Genomic DNA, 15,307 nt, shown 5'->3' on the forward strand with positions numbered 1-15,307 from the left:
TCACAGATTACTTTTGTTAATGATGAAAACTGTATAAATGATGAAAAAACTATTCACATTGATCTTAGGGTTATGCTTATTGCTATACCCTTTTGCTGTTTATTTCGGACTAAACTATGTTAGTCCTTTTTGGCTTGCTTTAGGTTTATTAGTGTTGCTGCTATCACGTTTAGTCATGTTGCGTGGTGTATTGGATAAAATGCCTTGGTTATTACCTGCGACTGCGCTCGGTGGATTGGCTATTACGGCTTCGTTATTCAGTGATTCTGATATTGGGTTTAAGCTCTATCCGCTCATGGTTAACTTTGCCATGTTCGCTGTATTTGCTTATTCGTATCTTAAACCTCCTACGGTTATTGAAACGTTTGCTCGATTACAAGATCCTAATTTACCTGATCATGCATTGAGTTATATCCGCAAAGTAACGCTCGTATGGTGTGGTTTTTTCATTATTAATGCCAGTATTTCATTGTATACGGCCGTATATAGTTCATTTAAAGTGTGGACGCTCTATAACGGTTTTATTGCGTATATTTTGATTGGCAGCCTTTGTGCGATTGAATTTGTTGTACGTTTAATTGTGCAGCGTCAACACGAAAAACATAGCGATGTTGACCATAATGCCGAAAAGGAAGCATAAGCAATGACGAATATGTCACTCAGCCAGTGTGATAGTTGCTTTCATATTAATAAGCAAACCGTTAGTTTTAATCAGTTTAGTGCTGATATCAGCCATGCTCGACTGGCTATCCGTCAAACAGATGCTGACAGCGTATTACTCTTCCACCAATCAAGTTATCATTTTGGTGTAGGCTTTTTTGCGCTCGCACTTGAAGGGCGCGATATTGTAATGCCGCCAAATGCACAGCAGCAAACGCTCATGCATATTGCGCCACAATGTCAGGCCACATTTGGTGATATACATGTGGACGGTCTTGTTCGTATTAATACCGCCGAAACTCATGATTCCACTACAGCGGTTGATGACTTAAAAAGTAGGGCTGAACTATTTACACCATTAGCGTGTAAAATTACCTTCTTTACTTCAGGTTCAACAGGTCAACACAAACCGATAGTAAAACAGTTTTCACAGCTTAATTGCGAAGTAGATGTATTAATCAATACTTTCACTGCGCGTTTAAATTCCTCAGAGCTGTTATTAAGTACTGTTTCTCATCAGCATATTTATGGGCTGTTATTTAAATTGTTATTGCCACTAAAATCAGGCTTAACGATTGTTAATGATACCTTTGAATACCCAGAGCATATTAGTCAGCTTTTAACAGAAGAATTAAATAAAAAGCGAGATAGAAAGTTAGCTGAAGATGACACCTTAACCGCATTATTGATCTCCAGCCCTGCGCATTTAAAACGGCTGAGTATGGATAATGTGTTGATGAAGAATAAAGCGCAGTTACAAGGTGTGTTTAGCTCGGGTGGACCATTACTTTTTGAAACGGCACAAATGCTGTTTTCACAACTGTCACAAGCACCTATCGAAGTTTTTGGTAGTACCGAAACCGGTGGGATAGCATGGCGACAATGCGAACAGGCAACACCGAGTCCTTGGCAAGTTTTCCCTGATATTAGCTATCGCATTATGGCTGAAACGGCAAAGTTGGTCTTAACATCACCGTATATTAACGATGCTGATTATGTGACTGAAGATCGTGTTAGGCGTATTGATGATCGACATTTTGAAATGCTAGGTCGTGCAGACCGTACCGTGAAGCATGAAGAAAAGCGTATTAATCTTGACCACATGGAACGTTGTTTAAAGCAACACCCGTTGGTAAACGAAGTACGTGTTATTGTGCTAAATGGTGCAAAAAAACAAGTATTAGCGGCTGTCATTGAGCTATCAGCGGCAGGGCAAGTATTAGTGATTGAGCAGGGTAAGAAAACCTTGAATGATTGTTTTAAATTACATTTACTGGGTGAATTTGAACGTATTTGTTTACCTAAGAAATGGCGTTATCCAGCGCAAATGCCATTTAATTCTCAAGGCAAATTAGTGATAAAAGAATTGGAGAGATTGTTTGACTGAATTAGTAAAAGTGAATGCAGAGATTCTGAATGTAGAGCGAGTTAGCGTCGAGAGTCTTGATGATACGGTTGTATTAAGCCTGCATATCCCAACAGATCTGGATTACTTTAAAGGTCATTTCGATCAAGCGCCAATCTTAGCGGGTGTTGTGCAACTGCATTGGGCTGCGGAATTTGCGAGACAGTACTTGGATGTGAATACTGGTGAGGTGATGGATATACAGGTATTGAAATTCCAAGAGATGATTTTACCGGGTAAAGATATCGTGCTTAAACTAACGAAAAAGACAGCCGAGAAAGTGCTATTTAGTTATCAATCTGCGGAACAAGACAGTCAATCTGGTGCGATTAAATCTCACTCATCAGGACGACTTATTTTTGCTGATGCACCTGCGATTTTGGAAGGTCAATAATGAATTATTGCATCGTTATACCCAACTATAACCATGTATTAGTCATTGATACGTTATTAGCATCATTGGCAAGCTACAACTTGCCCGTGATCATGGTGAATGATGGTAGTGATAAAGACAATGCCGCATTTATGCAGACATTGGCGGACAAGTATCGCTATCTAACCTTGGTTAATCATCAGAGTAATCAAGGGAAAGGCGCAGCAGTACACACAGGATTAAAATACGCGAAGAGCATGGGCTTTACACATGCAATCCAAGTGGATGCTGATGGCCAGCATGATATTCGTGATATTAATAAACTGGTTGAATTGTCACAGGCAGAACCTCAGGTACTTATTAGTGGTTGTCCTATTTATAATGAATCAGTGCCAAAGCATCGCTATTACGCCCGCTATTTAACTCATGTTTGGGTATGGATAGAAACATTATCGTTTGATATCAAAGATACTATGTGTGGGTTTAGGGTATATCCCCTCACTGAAACGTTAAACGTCTTGGCTAAGAATGAAAACATGGCGAAATACATGTCATTTGATACCGAGATAATTGTGCGTTTGTATTGGGATGGTGTGAATACGACATTCTTACCAACGAAGGTGAACTACCCTGAAAATGGCGTATCACATTTCCGTTTATGGGAAGATAATGTGGCTATTTCATGGATGCACACACGGTTAGTGTTCGGTATGTTAAAACGTTTACCGCAGTTATTATTGCGTAAATTTAGGAAGTAGCGGGTTATGTCAGACACTGTTCATTGGTCAAAAATGCAAGAGCGCGGTACGTTTTTAGGAATGAAAATACTGCTTTTTTGCTATCGTGTTTTAGGTCGTACTGGCTTCTCGATGATTCTTTATCCTGTCATCGTGTATTTGTATTTCACGGGCGGTGAAAGTAAAAATGCATCTTTAAATTACCTTGGTAAAGTAGCAAAGCGTAAGGGCTGGGCAAAACAGCCGGGGCATCGAGAAGGTATTAGACATTTCTATACTTTTGCGCAAGGCGCATTTGATAAGATAGACGCTTGGACTGGCAAGATCAGCATAGAACAAGTGGAATATAATTATTGCGATAAGTTTAAGCAAGTACTGGAAAACGATCGCGGTGCAGTATTTATTGGCTCGCATCTGGGTAATTTAGAAGTATGCCGAACGTTAAGCGTGGGAAAATATACTACCCGTATTAATGTGTTAGTGTTTACTCATCATGCGATCGAGTTTAATAAGATCATGCAAAAAATTAACCCGAATGTGAATGTTAACTTTATCCAAGTGACAGATGTCGGTGTTGATCTCGCTATTTTACTAAAGCAACGTGTTGAAGCGGGTGAGAAGGTTGTGATTGTGGGTGACCGCACGAGCACCAGTACGCCAGGCCGCGTTGTTTATGCCGATTTTTTAGGTCAGCAAGCACCGTTTTCACAAGGGCCGTTTATTTTAGCCTCGTTGTTAGAGTGTCCTGTGTACTACCTGTTTTGTTTGAAAGACGGTGATAAATACCGCCTTATTTTCGAACATGTATCAGATAAATTGAAGTTTGCACGAAAAACCAGACAAGCCGAAATTGGCGAGTTAATTAATCAATATGCACAAAGGTTAGAACACTTTTGCCTGCAATACCCGTATCAATGGTTTAACTTTTTTGATTTTTGGCAAGAAGACCATAAAGTAGAACGTAAGAAATAGTTTGGAGAAGTCAGTGGCTACCACTAAAGCAACAATTAAGTTTGGCGAATCACGTTTAACGATTGAAGATATCGTTGCAATTGCGAAACAAGAAAAACATGTCAGCATCAGTGATGCACCAGAATTAACCAATAAGATTGATTCTGCTTTAGCTTTCTTAGATAGCTTATTAAAAGAAGATGGCGTTATTTATGGTGTAACAACGGGTTATGGCGATTCGGTAACGGTTAAGGTACCGCTAAGTTTAGTTAATGAATTACCATTACACCTTACCCGTTTTCATGGCTGTGGTTTAGGTCAATTGTTTAGTACGGTAGAAGGTCGCGCTATTTTGGCGACACGTCTGAATTCTTTAGCACAAGGTTATTCTGGCGTAAGCTGGGAAATGCTGCATTTACTCGCGGCCTATTTAGAACACGATATAATTCCTGCTATCCCGCAAGAAGGTTCTGTAGGAGCAAGTGGTGATTTGACGCCATTATCTTATGTTGCAGGCGCACTTGTGGGCGAACGTGATGTTTATTATAAAGACCAGATCCGTAACAGTGGTGAAGTCATGGCTGAATTGGGCCTAACACCATTAGTGTTACGACCAAAAGAAGGCTTGGCGATCATGAATGGCACCGCGGTAATGACAGCGGTTGCATGTTTAGCTTTTGATCGTGCAGAGTACCTCACTAAACTAGCGGCGCGTATTACTGCAATGGCGAGTTTGTCTATTAAAGGCAACAGTCATCATTTTGACGAGATCTTATTCTCTGTTAAACCGCACCCAGGTCAACAGCAAGTGGCTACGTGGATCCGTAATGATTTAAATCACGCGGAACACCCACGTAATGCAGACCGCTTACAAGATCGTTATTCTATTCGTTGTGCACCACACGTTATCGGTGTACTACAAGACTCACTGCCTTGGTTCCGTCAAATGATTGAGAACGAGCTAAATTCTGCTAACGATAACCCGATTATTGATGGTCAAGGTGAGCATGTACTTCACGGTGGCCATTTCTATGGCGGTCATATTGCAATGGCAATGGACAGCATGAAAACGGCCGTGGCTAACTTAGCCGACCTTGCTGATCGTCAATTAGCATCACTGGTTGATACTAAATATAACAACGGCTTGCCATCTAACTTATCGATGAGTGATGAGTCTCGTCGTTACATCAACCATGGTTTTAAAGCGATGCAAATTGGTGCGTCAGCATACACTGCGGAAGCATTGAAACAAACCATGCCTGCAAGTGTGTTCTCACGCTCTACAGAATGTCATAACCAAGACAAAGTAAGCATGGGTACTATCGCGTCACGTGATGCAATGCGTGTGTTACAGTTGACTGAACAAGTATTAGCAACGACATTATTGGCAACAGTGCAAGGTTTACGTATTCGTATTGAACGTCAAGAATTGGACTTAACGAGCTTACCAATTGCTGTTCAAGATATGTATAACGACATTTGTAGTTTCTTCGAACCATTAGTAGAAGATCGACCAATGGAAAGCTTATTACGCTTTACAATTGACGCTATTCAAACCCAGCGTTGGGCGCTCTATCAGTAAACAGAGTAATAAGACGGTTTACCATAAGGAAGTCGAATAAATGAGTAAAAACAGTTTATTATCAGAATCCGTGATTATTGATGTTCCATTCCATGATTGCGATCCGATGAATGTGGTTTGGCATGGTAATTACGCGCGCTATTTTGAAGTGGCGCGCAGCGCGTTACTACGTAAAATGAATTACGATTATGAAGATATGAGTAAATCAGGTTATGTGTGGCCGATTGTTGATATGCGAGTGAAGTATATTGGTTCTGCGCGTTATGCGCAGAAAATTAAAGTTGATGCGCACTTAGTTGAAGTGGAGTCGCGCTTGAAAATGGAATACCTGATCACTTGTTTAGAGTCGGGTAAGAAGTTAACTAAAGCGTCAACGATTCAACTTGCTGTGGACTTAGAAACCGAAGAACTACAGTTTGTAACACCTGCTATCGTCACTGAAAAGTTACACGGCGAATTGAATGGCTAGTTGTATGGGATCTTGTATGGTAAATCTGTTACGCCTACTGCTTTTAGTGTCATTGGCCGGCAATGTATTTGCGGCCGATGATATCAAAGGTTCAAGCCTAAGCAGCGTTAAATCAACAGCACCAGTAACACCGCTGGCATTATTATCTCAGTTTAAACCACTGACGATCGCCAGTGGTACATTTGTGCAGAATAAGTATTTCACCGTACTTAAAAATCCGGTGACCTCAACAGGTGAGTTGTACTTAGATCAATCACTGGGTTTTGTGTGGCATACCAGTAAACCGATAGCGTCAACCTTGTTGTTAAAAGAGGATGGCTTATATTCTATTGACCATCGCCAACAACAGAAAAAGATCAATAATGCCACGCCAATTGCCACCGTATTAATGAGTGCGTTATCAGGTGATGTGACCGCGTTAGAAAGCGAGTTTACGTTAGTCGAAAAAGTATTGTCAGAGCCAGAGTTAGGGCTAGAGTTAGAGTCAGAAGTAGAGTCAGAACTATCGCAAGAGACATCAGAAAATGTATGTTTAGAGCTGACGCCAAAAGACGCGATGATAGCCAAGGTGATGCGTGTGATTGAGCTATGCGGTAAAGAGACTGTAGACCATTTGGTATTATATGAAACTTCAGGAAATCGTACCGAGATTGATATTAACTTAACTGAAGTGACTGAACTACCAGAGGCGATACGTGCGCAATTCTGAATACCATAAAAAATCGAGTAACAAGTTTGGGTTAACATTTTATTTGATCCAACTTGTTGCTGTGTTGCTACTAGCTGGCTATCAATTGGGCTGGGGTCAATGGCAAATAGAGACCAATATTTTGTCCCTATTACCGTCAGACAGCCAAACAAGCCAGAAACACATAAATCAACAAAAAAATGTGCAGCAAGCCAAGTCAGCGTTATTCCAACAAGCGAATCAACGTGTGCTGGTGGCTATTTCGGGCGCTCAAGCTATTCCCGCATACAGACAATTAGCAGATACGATCAAAGCATTTGATGGTATTGAAAATGAAGCAATGACAGTGCCTGATATCAATGAGGTGATTGCTTTTTACCAACCTTACCGTGACAGTGTTATTACCGCTAGTTATCAAGCTTTATTAGCAGACCCAAACGCGATTAGTCAATTTGTCTTAGCTAAATTAACGCAGGTCAGCGATCCATTTGTGAGTGCTAGTTTAGCGATATCACCCCGTTTAAACCTTGCTGATTTTTTAGCTTCTGGCTTAGCCGAATTACAGTCGTTTGAAACCGAACAAGGCATTGTAGTCGTTAATAAAAATGCACTAAAGCATTACATTATGCCAATCAAAGTTGCTGTCGATGGTTTCTCTGTAAAACAAACTCAAGCGTTTTCGCAGCAGTTGCAAACCGAATTTAAACAATTAGAAGCTCAGTTTGATGTAGATGTACTTTACAGCGGCGTATTATTCCATACTGCTGAATCAAGTCAGCAAGCTGAGTTTGAAATGTCGACGTTTGGCGTTATCTCACTGTTAGCTGTGCTACTCATGATATTGATGGTATTTCGCAGTGCCAAACCAGTTAACCTCGCCTTGGTTGTGTTGGCTATTTCTGTTGTTTATGGATTAACTGCAGTGGTGACGTTATTTAATCAACTGCATTTACTGACGCTTGTGTTTGCAGTGACCTTAATTGGTATTGTGATTGATTACTGCTTCCATGCCTTTGTGAGTTTGCATACTCAAGGGGGGATCAAATCAATTCGTACCGCATTATGCTTAGGCTTTATGACGACTGCGTTGGGTTATGCTGCACTCATTATGTCGCCATTATCATTACTTAGCCAAGTGGCTGTGTTTATGATCTTTGGTCTGCTGGGCGCATTATTAACTGTACTTTTGTTGCTGCCTTATTTGAACCTGAGTGGAAAAATTAGTGTTACTCCAAGTGTTTGGACACTAACAGATAAACTCAATGTTTGGCTTTCGCATTTACATCAGCAGCGCCGATTCGTATTTGTATTACTGAGCTTAGGGCTAGTGTCGGTGGCTGTGATTGATGATGTTAACTTCAATGATGATATTCGTTTACTTAATTCCAGTCCGGCCTTTTTAATTGATAATGAGATCAGTATGGCGAAGTTGATGGGCTATCAGCATAGCCAGCGTATTGTTATTACTGCTGGTGACAGTGAATCCTTGTTACAACGTCAAGAGATCTTATTAGCGCAGCTAGAGACACAGCAAGAATTAACAGTGAAAAGCATCGCCAGTCTATTACCATCAATAGCGAAGCAGAAAGCCAACAATACCTTGCTTAAAAATGCAGAACAACAACAGCGTTTTGAATTAGGTTTAGCCAATTTAGGCTTGGTGGATTCAGTTGATAATTTCACACCGTTAACGCTTACAGAGTTTAATTCTGGCCCGTTACAGGCGCTGTCATCAATATATATTTATCAATATGAAGCGGATGATGCAACGAGCAGTCATGCGATTAACAACACTGGTAATCGTAAGTACGCGCTTTGGGTTGAAACGTCGGGTGTCGCGCTAAACAATGATTTACAGCAGTGGATTGAAGCACAAACAGACATGAGTATTGATAATAAGCCAGCAGAAGTGACGGCCGCATTAAGCCATTATCGCCAAGCATTATTATTGTTATTTGCGGGTGCAGTATTGGTGGTTACTATCGTTCTGTGTATTCGCTTTGGGCTAGTACAAGGTTTGCTGGGCTTGTTAAGTATTATTGTCAGTGCGGGTGGGGCGTTATTGTTAACACAATTAAGTTTAGGGCATTTGAATATTTTCAATTTATTAGCGGTGTTACTGATCCTTGCATTGGCGATTGATTATGTCATCTTCTATCAAGAGCATGGGTTGCAACGTAATACCGTATTAGCTATCACCTTATCTGCTATTTCATCGGCATTGGTATTTGGTGTACTTGCGTTAAGTGTGACTCCCGCGGTAGAAAGTTTCGGATTAACTGTTATGTTTGGGATCTTGCTAGTATTTCTATTGGCTCCACTTAGTGCGAAGCAGGTCGACAGTGTGGAAATGGATAATGACGAAAATAATAGCAGTAATCGTTATAACAACAGTATTGAGGTAGCAAAATGATGTGGACTTGTTTATCGCAATTAAAGCGTATGATAGGACGAACCTGTATTGTCTTATTCGCGGTATTATTAAGTGGCTGTATTAGCTTGCCTGAAAGTCATTTAGTGACAATGGCTCCCAACGTAACGTTACAGTTAACTGCGCCGCCAAAAGCGTTGCAGATGCAGGCAAAAACCCAGTTAATTGAAGCAACGTTTAATGGTGAAACACAAAGTTTATTAGCACAAGTCGAATTTACGGACTCACAGATTAAATTAGTCGCGATGACACCATCAGGTATTCCTTTATTTGATGTATTGTGGAGTGTTACTGAAGACGCTGTTATCAATCAATATGTGCCGGTTCCTGGATTAGACATCAGTTATGTTATTGCCGACCTGCAGTGGGTTAACTGGCCGGTTGAACAATTACAGTCTGCAACAACGGGACTCCTTATTGAGACGTCGGCCAACACATTGACCGAAGTATCGACTGCAACATCGGTTGATCGTTTAGATAAACATGATAGTGATGTTGTGCAAAGCGCCGCTGACTGGACGCGTACATTAACAAAAAATGGTCAGGTTATTCTGACTGTAGAGAAATTTGATAATCGTTATATCCTGACGCATTTATTGCGTGATTATCAAATAACAATAACAGAATTAAGTAAGGTGGCGTTGTGAGTATCTGTCTAAAAGACTTTGGTGTCGTTTGTGCGCTAGGTGATTCTAAAGCATCTGTTATCGCTGGGCTGTTAAAAGGCAGCCGCGATGGATTACAGCTCGATGCTGATTTACCTATCGCAGAACCACAATTTGTCGGTCGTGTACCTGATTCAGTACTTGCTAGCTTAAAGAGCAGTAATGCTAAGACGTTGACGCGTAACGATCAATTGGGTCAGTTCGCTTATTCACAGATAACGGATACTCTCGCGCCACTGGTTGCTGAGTTTGGTCAGCAGCGTATTGCTGTTGTCATCGGTACCAGTACCTCGGGTATTGAATATGGCGAGCAAGCTTTAAAGCATAAAGTAGCGACTGGTGAATACCCAGAGAACTATCATTACAGCATGCAAGAAATGGGAACAACAGCGCAGTTTATTGCTGACTTATGCCAAGCTAAAGGACCTGTTTACAGTATTTCTACAGCCTGTTCATCAAGCGGTAAAGCCTTGGTAAGTGCGCAAGCATTACTGGAAGCTGATTTGGCCGATGTAGTGATTGCGGGTGGTGTAGATAGTTTAGCAAAACTGACTGTTAATGGTTTTAAGGCGTTGGCATCAACAGCGAGTGCTCAGACTAACCCGTTTGCAGCAGATCGTGATGGTATTAACATTGGCGAAGCCGCTGCATTATTTGTTGTGACGAAAGAGTTGGGTGGTATTCAGTTATTAGGGGCGGGTGAAACCTCTGATGCACACCATTTATCGGCGCCACACCCAGAAGGCGAAGGCGCATTACGTGCAATGCAAGCTGCATTAGCAGAAGCAAATTTAGACGGCACGCAAATAGATTATGTTAATTTGCACGGGACGGGTACACCGAAAAATGATGAGATGGAATCTCAAGCCATGTTTAACGCGTGTGGTAGCGATGTTCTATGCGGATCGACAAAAGGCATGACAGGCCATACATTAGGAGCTGCGGGTGCTTTAGAAGCGGGTATTTGTTGGTTATTACTTCATGAGCAATATAATCCGGATAAAAAGATCCCTGCAAATGTCAGTGATGGAGAACGTGATCGTACCCTTGCTGATATTAACTTAGCGGGTATGGACACGAGTTTACAGGATATCAGTGAAAGCCGTACGGAACATAAAAAATTAAAAACCTGCATGAGTAATTCATTTGCTTTTGGTGGTAATAATATCAGCTTAGTGATAGGAAAGCAGTAGTGAACGCATACCCGATAGCAAGTATATTGCCACACAGTGCACCAATGATATTGATTGATGAATTGGTGAGTTACGACGATGAAAACGTCAGTTGTCGTGTGACAATATCACCACAAAGTGCATTTTTTAATACGACAAAACAAGGCGTACCCAGTTACGTTGGTTGTGAGTACATGGCTCAAACCATTGCTGCTTATGGTGGCGCGCATGCACTCGATAATGCAGCGGGCATTAAAATCGGTTTTCTACTCGGTTCTCGTAAATATCAAGCAGAAGTCGGTCTATTCAAATTAGCACAAACCTTGTTAATTGAAGCCAAAAAACTAATTCAAGACGAATCAGGACTGTGTGTTTTTGATTGCGTTATAAAAGATGAAGATAATGCGGTATTAGCAAAAGCTAAAATCAACGTTTTTCAACCGCAAGATCCCGCACAATTTTTAAAGGATAATCATGAGTAAACGTATTCTAGTAACTGGCTCAAGTCGTGGACTGGGCAAAGCAATCGCACTGCAATTAGCCAAAGATGGGTTTGATATTACAGTGCATTGCCGTTCAGGTGTTGAAGCGGCACAAGATACGTGCGCTAAAATTGCAGAACTCGGTCAGAGCAGTAGTTTATTGCAGTTCGATGTTTGCGACAGAGCCGCAGCAAAAGCAAGCATTGAAGCGGATATCGCAGAGCATGGTGCTTATTATGGCGTAGTTTGTAATGCTGGTATTACCCGTGACATGGCGTTTCCATCAATGGAAGGGGCAGACTGGGATGATGTTATCCGTACTGGCTTAGATGGTTTTTATAATGTGATTCACCCAACTGTGATGCCAATGGTACGTGCTAAACAAGGTGGTCGTATCGTCACGATGGCTTCAGTGTCTGGCATCATGGGCAACCGTGGGCAAGTAAACTACAGTGCTGCGAAAGGCGGTATTATTGCGGCATCAAAAGCATTATCACTGGAACTGGCTAAACGTAAGATCACGGTAAACTGTGTGGCACCAGGCTTAATTGAATCTGATATGACCAATGATTTACCTATTGATGAAATCAAAAAAATGATCCCATTAAAACGTATGGGTAAGCCAGAAGAAGTGGCTGGTACGGTGTCATTTTTAATGTCTGACTGTGCTGCGTATATTACGCGCCAAGTTATCTCTGTAAACGGTGGACTTATCTAATGAGAAGAGTTGTTGTAACAGGTATGTCTGCTATTACCGCACTTGGTGATGATTGGGCGACGTTTAAAGCAGGTTTAGAACAAGGAAAAAATGCGGTTAAAGTGATGCCAGAATGGGATTATCTTGACGGGCTGAATACACGTTTAGCTGCGCCAGTATTGCATTTTGAAAAGCCAAAACACTATAAGCGCAAGCAAGTCCGTTCTATGGGCCGTGTATCATTGATGTCGACACGTGCAACAGAGCTGGCGTTAGAACAAGCACAGTTATTAGATCACCCAGCATTAAAAGATGGTAGCACAGGTATTTCATACGGTTCATCGGTGGGTTCAACAGAGCCACTGGTTAACTTTAGCCGCATGATGGACACGGGCAATATGTCTGGCGTGACTGCGACAAGTTATATTCAAACAATGTCACACACAGCGCCTGTGAATGTGGGTGTATTCTTTGGTTTAACTGGCCGTGTTATCACCACGAGCTCTGCGTGTACGTCGGGCTCTCAAGGCATTGGTTATGCGTATGAAGCGATTAAATTTGGCCGTCAAGATCTGATGGTTGCTGGTGGCGCAGAGGAACTCTGCATTACTGAAGCGGCAGTATTTGATACCTTATATGCAACCAGTGTTAAAAATGATACTCCAGAGTTAACCCCTCGACCGTTTGATACTGAACGTGATGGTTTAGTGATTGGCGAAGGTGCTTGTACTTTAATTCTAGAAGAGTTAGATCATGCCCTTGAACGTGGCGCGACGATTTACGCTGAAATTATCGGTTTTGGTTGTAACTCGGATGGTAAACACGTGACACAGCCAACTGCTGAAACAATGCAAATCGCTATTGAGCAGGCGGTGAAAGATGCGGATATTGACACTGCTGAAATTGGTTATGTGTGTGCGCATGGTACCGCGACAGATCGTGGTGATATTGCTGAAACCAACGCAACAGCTAATGCCTTAGGTAGAAAACCGATTAGTTCACTAAAGAGCTATTTAGGTCATACCCTTGGTGCGTGTGGTGCGATTGAAGCGTGGGCATCAATCAATATGATGCAAGATAATTGGTTTGCGCCAACAATCAATCTTGATAGCGTCGCTGAAGAGTGTGGTGATCTGGATTACATTCGCGGAGAAGGACGTGAAATCAAGACCGATGTTGTCATGAGCAACAACTTTGCGTTTGGTGGTATTAATACATCATTGATCTTTAAGCGCTGGTCATAATGTTTAAATAAAGTCGTATTTAATCAGTGATGGTTAAATACATGGCATATTCAAAACGCGTTTCACTTTTATTAAGTGGCGCGTTTTTTTATAGTAAATTATTGATTTAGTTGCATTACTCTAAAAGTGATGATTTATGTTCGTTATTTATGCTAGTTTAACAAAATCTTAACAATGGATGTTAAGAATTGTAAATTTAGAGGCTAGTATGTTTAACGCAACGATTGTTCAAAAGTTTCCCTATATTCAATCTAAGTCAGCCGTGATGCTGTTAGCATGCCTTATTGTGATGATGGCTCAGATGGCAACAACCATTTATTTGCCTTCTTTACCTGAGGTGATGTCTGAGTTAGGGATGACTAGAAGCGCAACCGAACTCTCTATTTCGTTATTTGTTATTGGCGCTGCTATCCCAGCCCTTTTTTGGGGGGAAGCTGTTAACCGATATGGGCGTCGATTACCGCTAAATATATCGCTATTTCTTTTCATCACTACCAGTGTTCTTCTTAGCTTATGCCAATCTGAAACTCAGTTACTGCTACTAAGAATGTTACAAGGTGTTGCTGCTGGTGGCACCGTCATTGTTGCTCGGATCCTTGTTCGAGATAATTGGCAACATGAAGAATTAACGAAACGATTATCACTACTTTCTATCGCTTTTATTGTTGCTTTAGGTGGTGGTCAATTTCTTGGTGGTGTTATTCATCACTATTCTGATTGGCGATTAGGGTTTGTGATCTTGTCTATATTGGGATTACTTGCTGTTTTACTCGCGAGATATGCACCGGTAGATAAGAGTATTGACAGTCATCGCGGCAGTATGTGGATGTCTTATTACAATATCCTTAAAACCCCTGCGTTTCTTTGGCCCTGCCTCGTTGGCGGTCTAGGGTTTGCAATAACAGTCACTCTGCAAGCGGTGAGCCCTTTTGTGTTTAAAGAACAGTTTAATCTAGATGCGCAACACTTAGGTTCATTTGGTTTGTTTATTGGTGCTTCTTATTTTTTTGGTGCATTGCTAGTAAATAGAACGATAAAACGAATAGGTAGCAAAAGAATGCTACGTATTGGGGCTATCATTGTGTTTATCTCAACATTTACGCTTAGCTTATTTTGGTATGCTCGCGAGCAATACCAGTATGAATTTTTACTTTCAATTTACCTGACGCTTTATGTACTCACTATTTTTGGTCAAGCAGTATTATTCCCTAACAGTATGGCTATCGCGGTAAATAGCCATCCACAAAATGGTGCTCATGCAATGGCGTTATGTGGGTTTTTACAGCAGGGTCTAGCTGGTATCGCAGCAGCAAGCGCTGTTGCACTGGAATATCATGGTTTATGGACAGTTGCAGTAGCAGTACTCGGTGGTAGCGCTTTACTTATTGTTTTAATTAAAGTGAAACACTAACGAAATATAAATAGCATAAAAATTATAAGATTCAATTAATGATAACTACCTAAAGGTGGTTATCATTAATAAATGTAGTTATGTGTTATATGCTAAAATTTTTCTTTCCAGTCTCTAGGTTTGAATTATTTACCTGTTAACTTGTGGGTTTGCAGGTTAAATATCCAATGTTGTGTTTTAACCCTAAAGTTAGAGTATATACGCTGGAGAAATCATTTTAACTGACGATAATAGCTGACATATTCGCACTTATTTTGAAATGAGCATTATGTCTACTAAATTTTCGTTACCTCTATTAAGTCTTCTTCTTATTGCCCCGACTGTATCAGCTGAAGTTTTT

15 protein-coding genes are annotated in these 15,307 nt (G+C 41.1%); all 15 read left to right on the forward strand.

The genetic code is table 11. The features are described from left to right. Positions 1-37 precede the first annotated feature (37 nt). Entirely contained in the window at positions 38-640 is a 603-nt protein-coding gene (locus HWV00_RS07280) for a hypothetical protein (protein ID WP_211685440.1), read from the forward strand. 3 nt (positions 641-643) lie between these two features. Next, positions 644-2,047, forward strand: a complete 1,404-nt coding sequence (locus tag HWV00_RS07285) for an AMP-binding protein (RefSeq protein WP_211685441.1) — start codon at positions 644-646, stop codon at positions 2,045-2,047. Then, complete coding sequence (locus HWV00_RS07290) at positions 2,040-2,459, forward strand: hypothetical protein (RefSeq protein ID WP_211685442.1); 420 nt, start codon at positions 2,040-2,042, stop codon at positions 2,457-2,459. The genes HWV00_RS07285 and HWV00_RS07290 overlap by 8 nt, the downstream gene beginning before the upstream one ends. Beyond that, complete coding sequence (locus tag HWV00_RS07295; protein ID WP_211685443.1) at positions 2,459-3,196, forward strand: glycosyltransferase family 2 protein; 738 nt, start codon at positions 2,459-2,461, stop codon at positions 3,194-3,196. Before HWV00_RS07290 ends, HWV00_RS07295 begins: the two co-directional genes overlap by 1 nt. A gap of 6 nt (positions 3,197-3,202) precedes the next feature. Then, positions 3,203-4,147, forward strand: coding sequence for an acyltransferase (locus tag HWV00_RS07300; protein ID WP_211685444.1), 945 nt, complete (start codon positions 3,203-3,205; stop codon positions 4,145-4,147). A gap of 13 nt (positions 4,148-4,160) precedes the next feature. Further along, positions 4,161-5,708, forward strand: a complete 1,548-nt coding sequence (gene hutH / locus HWV00_RS07305) for a histidine ammonia-lyase (protein WP_211685445.1) — start codon at positions 4,161-4,163, stop codon at positions 5,706-5,708. A 40-nt stretch (positions 5,709-5,748) separates the two neighbouring features. Beyond that, complete coding sequence (locus HWV00_RS07310) at positions 5,749-6,177, forward strand: thioesterase family protein (RefSeq protein ID WP_211685446.1); 429 nt, start codon at positions 5,749-5,751, stop codon at positions 6,175-6,177. A gap of 16 nt (positions 6,178-6,193) precedes the next feature. After that, on the forward strand, positions 6,194-6,886 hold the full coding sequence (locus HWV00_RS07315; RefSeq protein WP_211685447.1) for an outer membrane lipoprotein carrier protein LolA: 693 nt from the start codon (positions 6,194-6,196) through the stop codon (positions 6,884-6,886). Then, on the forward strand, positions 6,873-9,278 hold the full coding sequence (locus HWV00_RS07320; RefSeq protein WP_211685448.1) for an MMPL family transporter: 2,406 nt from the start codon (positions 6,873-6,875) through the stop codon (positions 9,276-9,278). Before HWV00_RS07315 ends, HWV00_RS07320 begins: the two co-directional genes overlap by 14 nt. After that, positions 9,275-9,943 (forward strand): DUF3261 domain-containing protein, encoded by a 669-nt coding sequence (locus HWV00_RS07325; protein ID WP_255554951.1) that lies wholly within the window; start codon positions 9,275-9,277, stop codon positions 9,941-9,943. The genes HWV00_RS07320 and HWV00_RS07325 overlap by 4 nt, the downstream gene beginning before the upstream one ends. Beyond that, on the forward strand, positions 9,940-11,154 hold the full coding sequence (locus tag HWV00_RS07330) for a beta-ketoacyl-ACP synthase (RefSeq protein WP_211685449.1): 1,215 nt from the start codon (positions 9,940-9,942) through the stop codon (positions 11,152-11,154). The genes HWV00_RS07325 and HWV00_RS07330 overlap by 4 nt, the downstream gene beginning before the upstream one ends. Continuing rightward, positions 11,154-11,615, forward strand: a complete 462-nt coding sequence (locus tag HWV00_RS07335; protein WP_255554952.1) for a hotdog family protein — start codon at positions 11,154-11,156, stop codon at positions 11,613-11,615. The genes HWV00_RS07330 and HWV00_RS07335 overlap by 1 nt, the downstream gene beginning before the upstream one ends. Further along, entirely contained in the window at positions 11,608-12,333 is a 726-nt protein-coding gene (gene fabG / locus HWV00_RS07340) for a 3-oxoacyl-ACP reductase FabG (protein WP_211685450.1), read from the forward strand. Before HWV00_RS07335 ends, fabG begins: the two co-directional genes overlap by 8 nt. Then, positions 12,333-13,556 (forward strand): beta-ketoacyl-ACP synthase, encoded by a 1,224-nt coding sequence (locus HWV00_RS07345; RefSeq protein WP_211685451.1) that lies wholly within the window; start codon positions 12,333-12,335, stop codon positions 13,554-13,556. The genes fabG and HWV00_RS07345 overlap by 1 nt, the downstream gene beginning before the upstream one ends. A gap of 208 nt (positions 13,557-13,764) precedes the next feature. Continuing rightward, positions 13,765-14,967 (forward strand): MFS transporter, encoded by a 1,203-nt coding sequence (locus HWV00_RS07350; protein WP_211685452.1) that lies wholly within the window; start codon positions 13,765-13,767, stop codon positions 14,965-14,967. Positions 14,968-15,307: the final 340 nt, after the last annotated feature.

The organism is Moritella sp. 24, from assembly GCF_018219155.1.
In the GTDB taxonomy this organism is placed as follows: Bacteria; Pseudomonadota; Gammaproteobacteria; order Enterobacterales; family Moritellaceae; genus Moritella.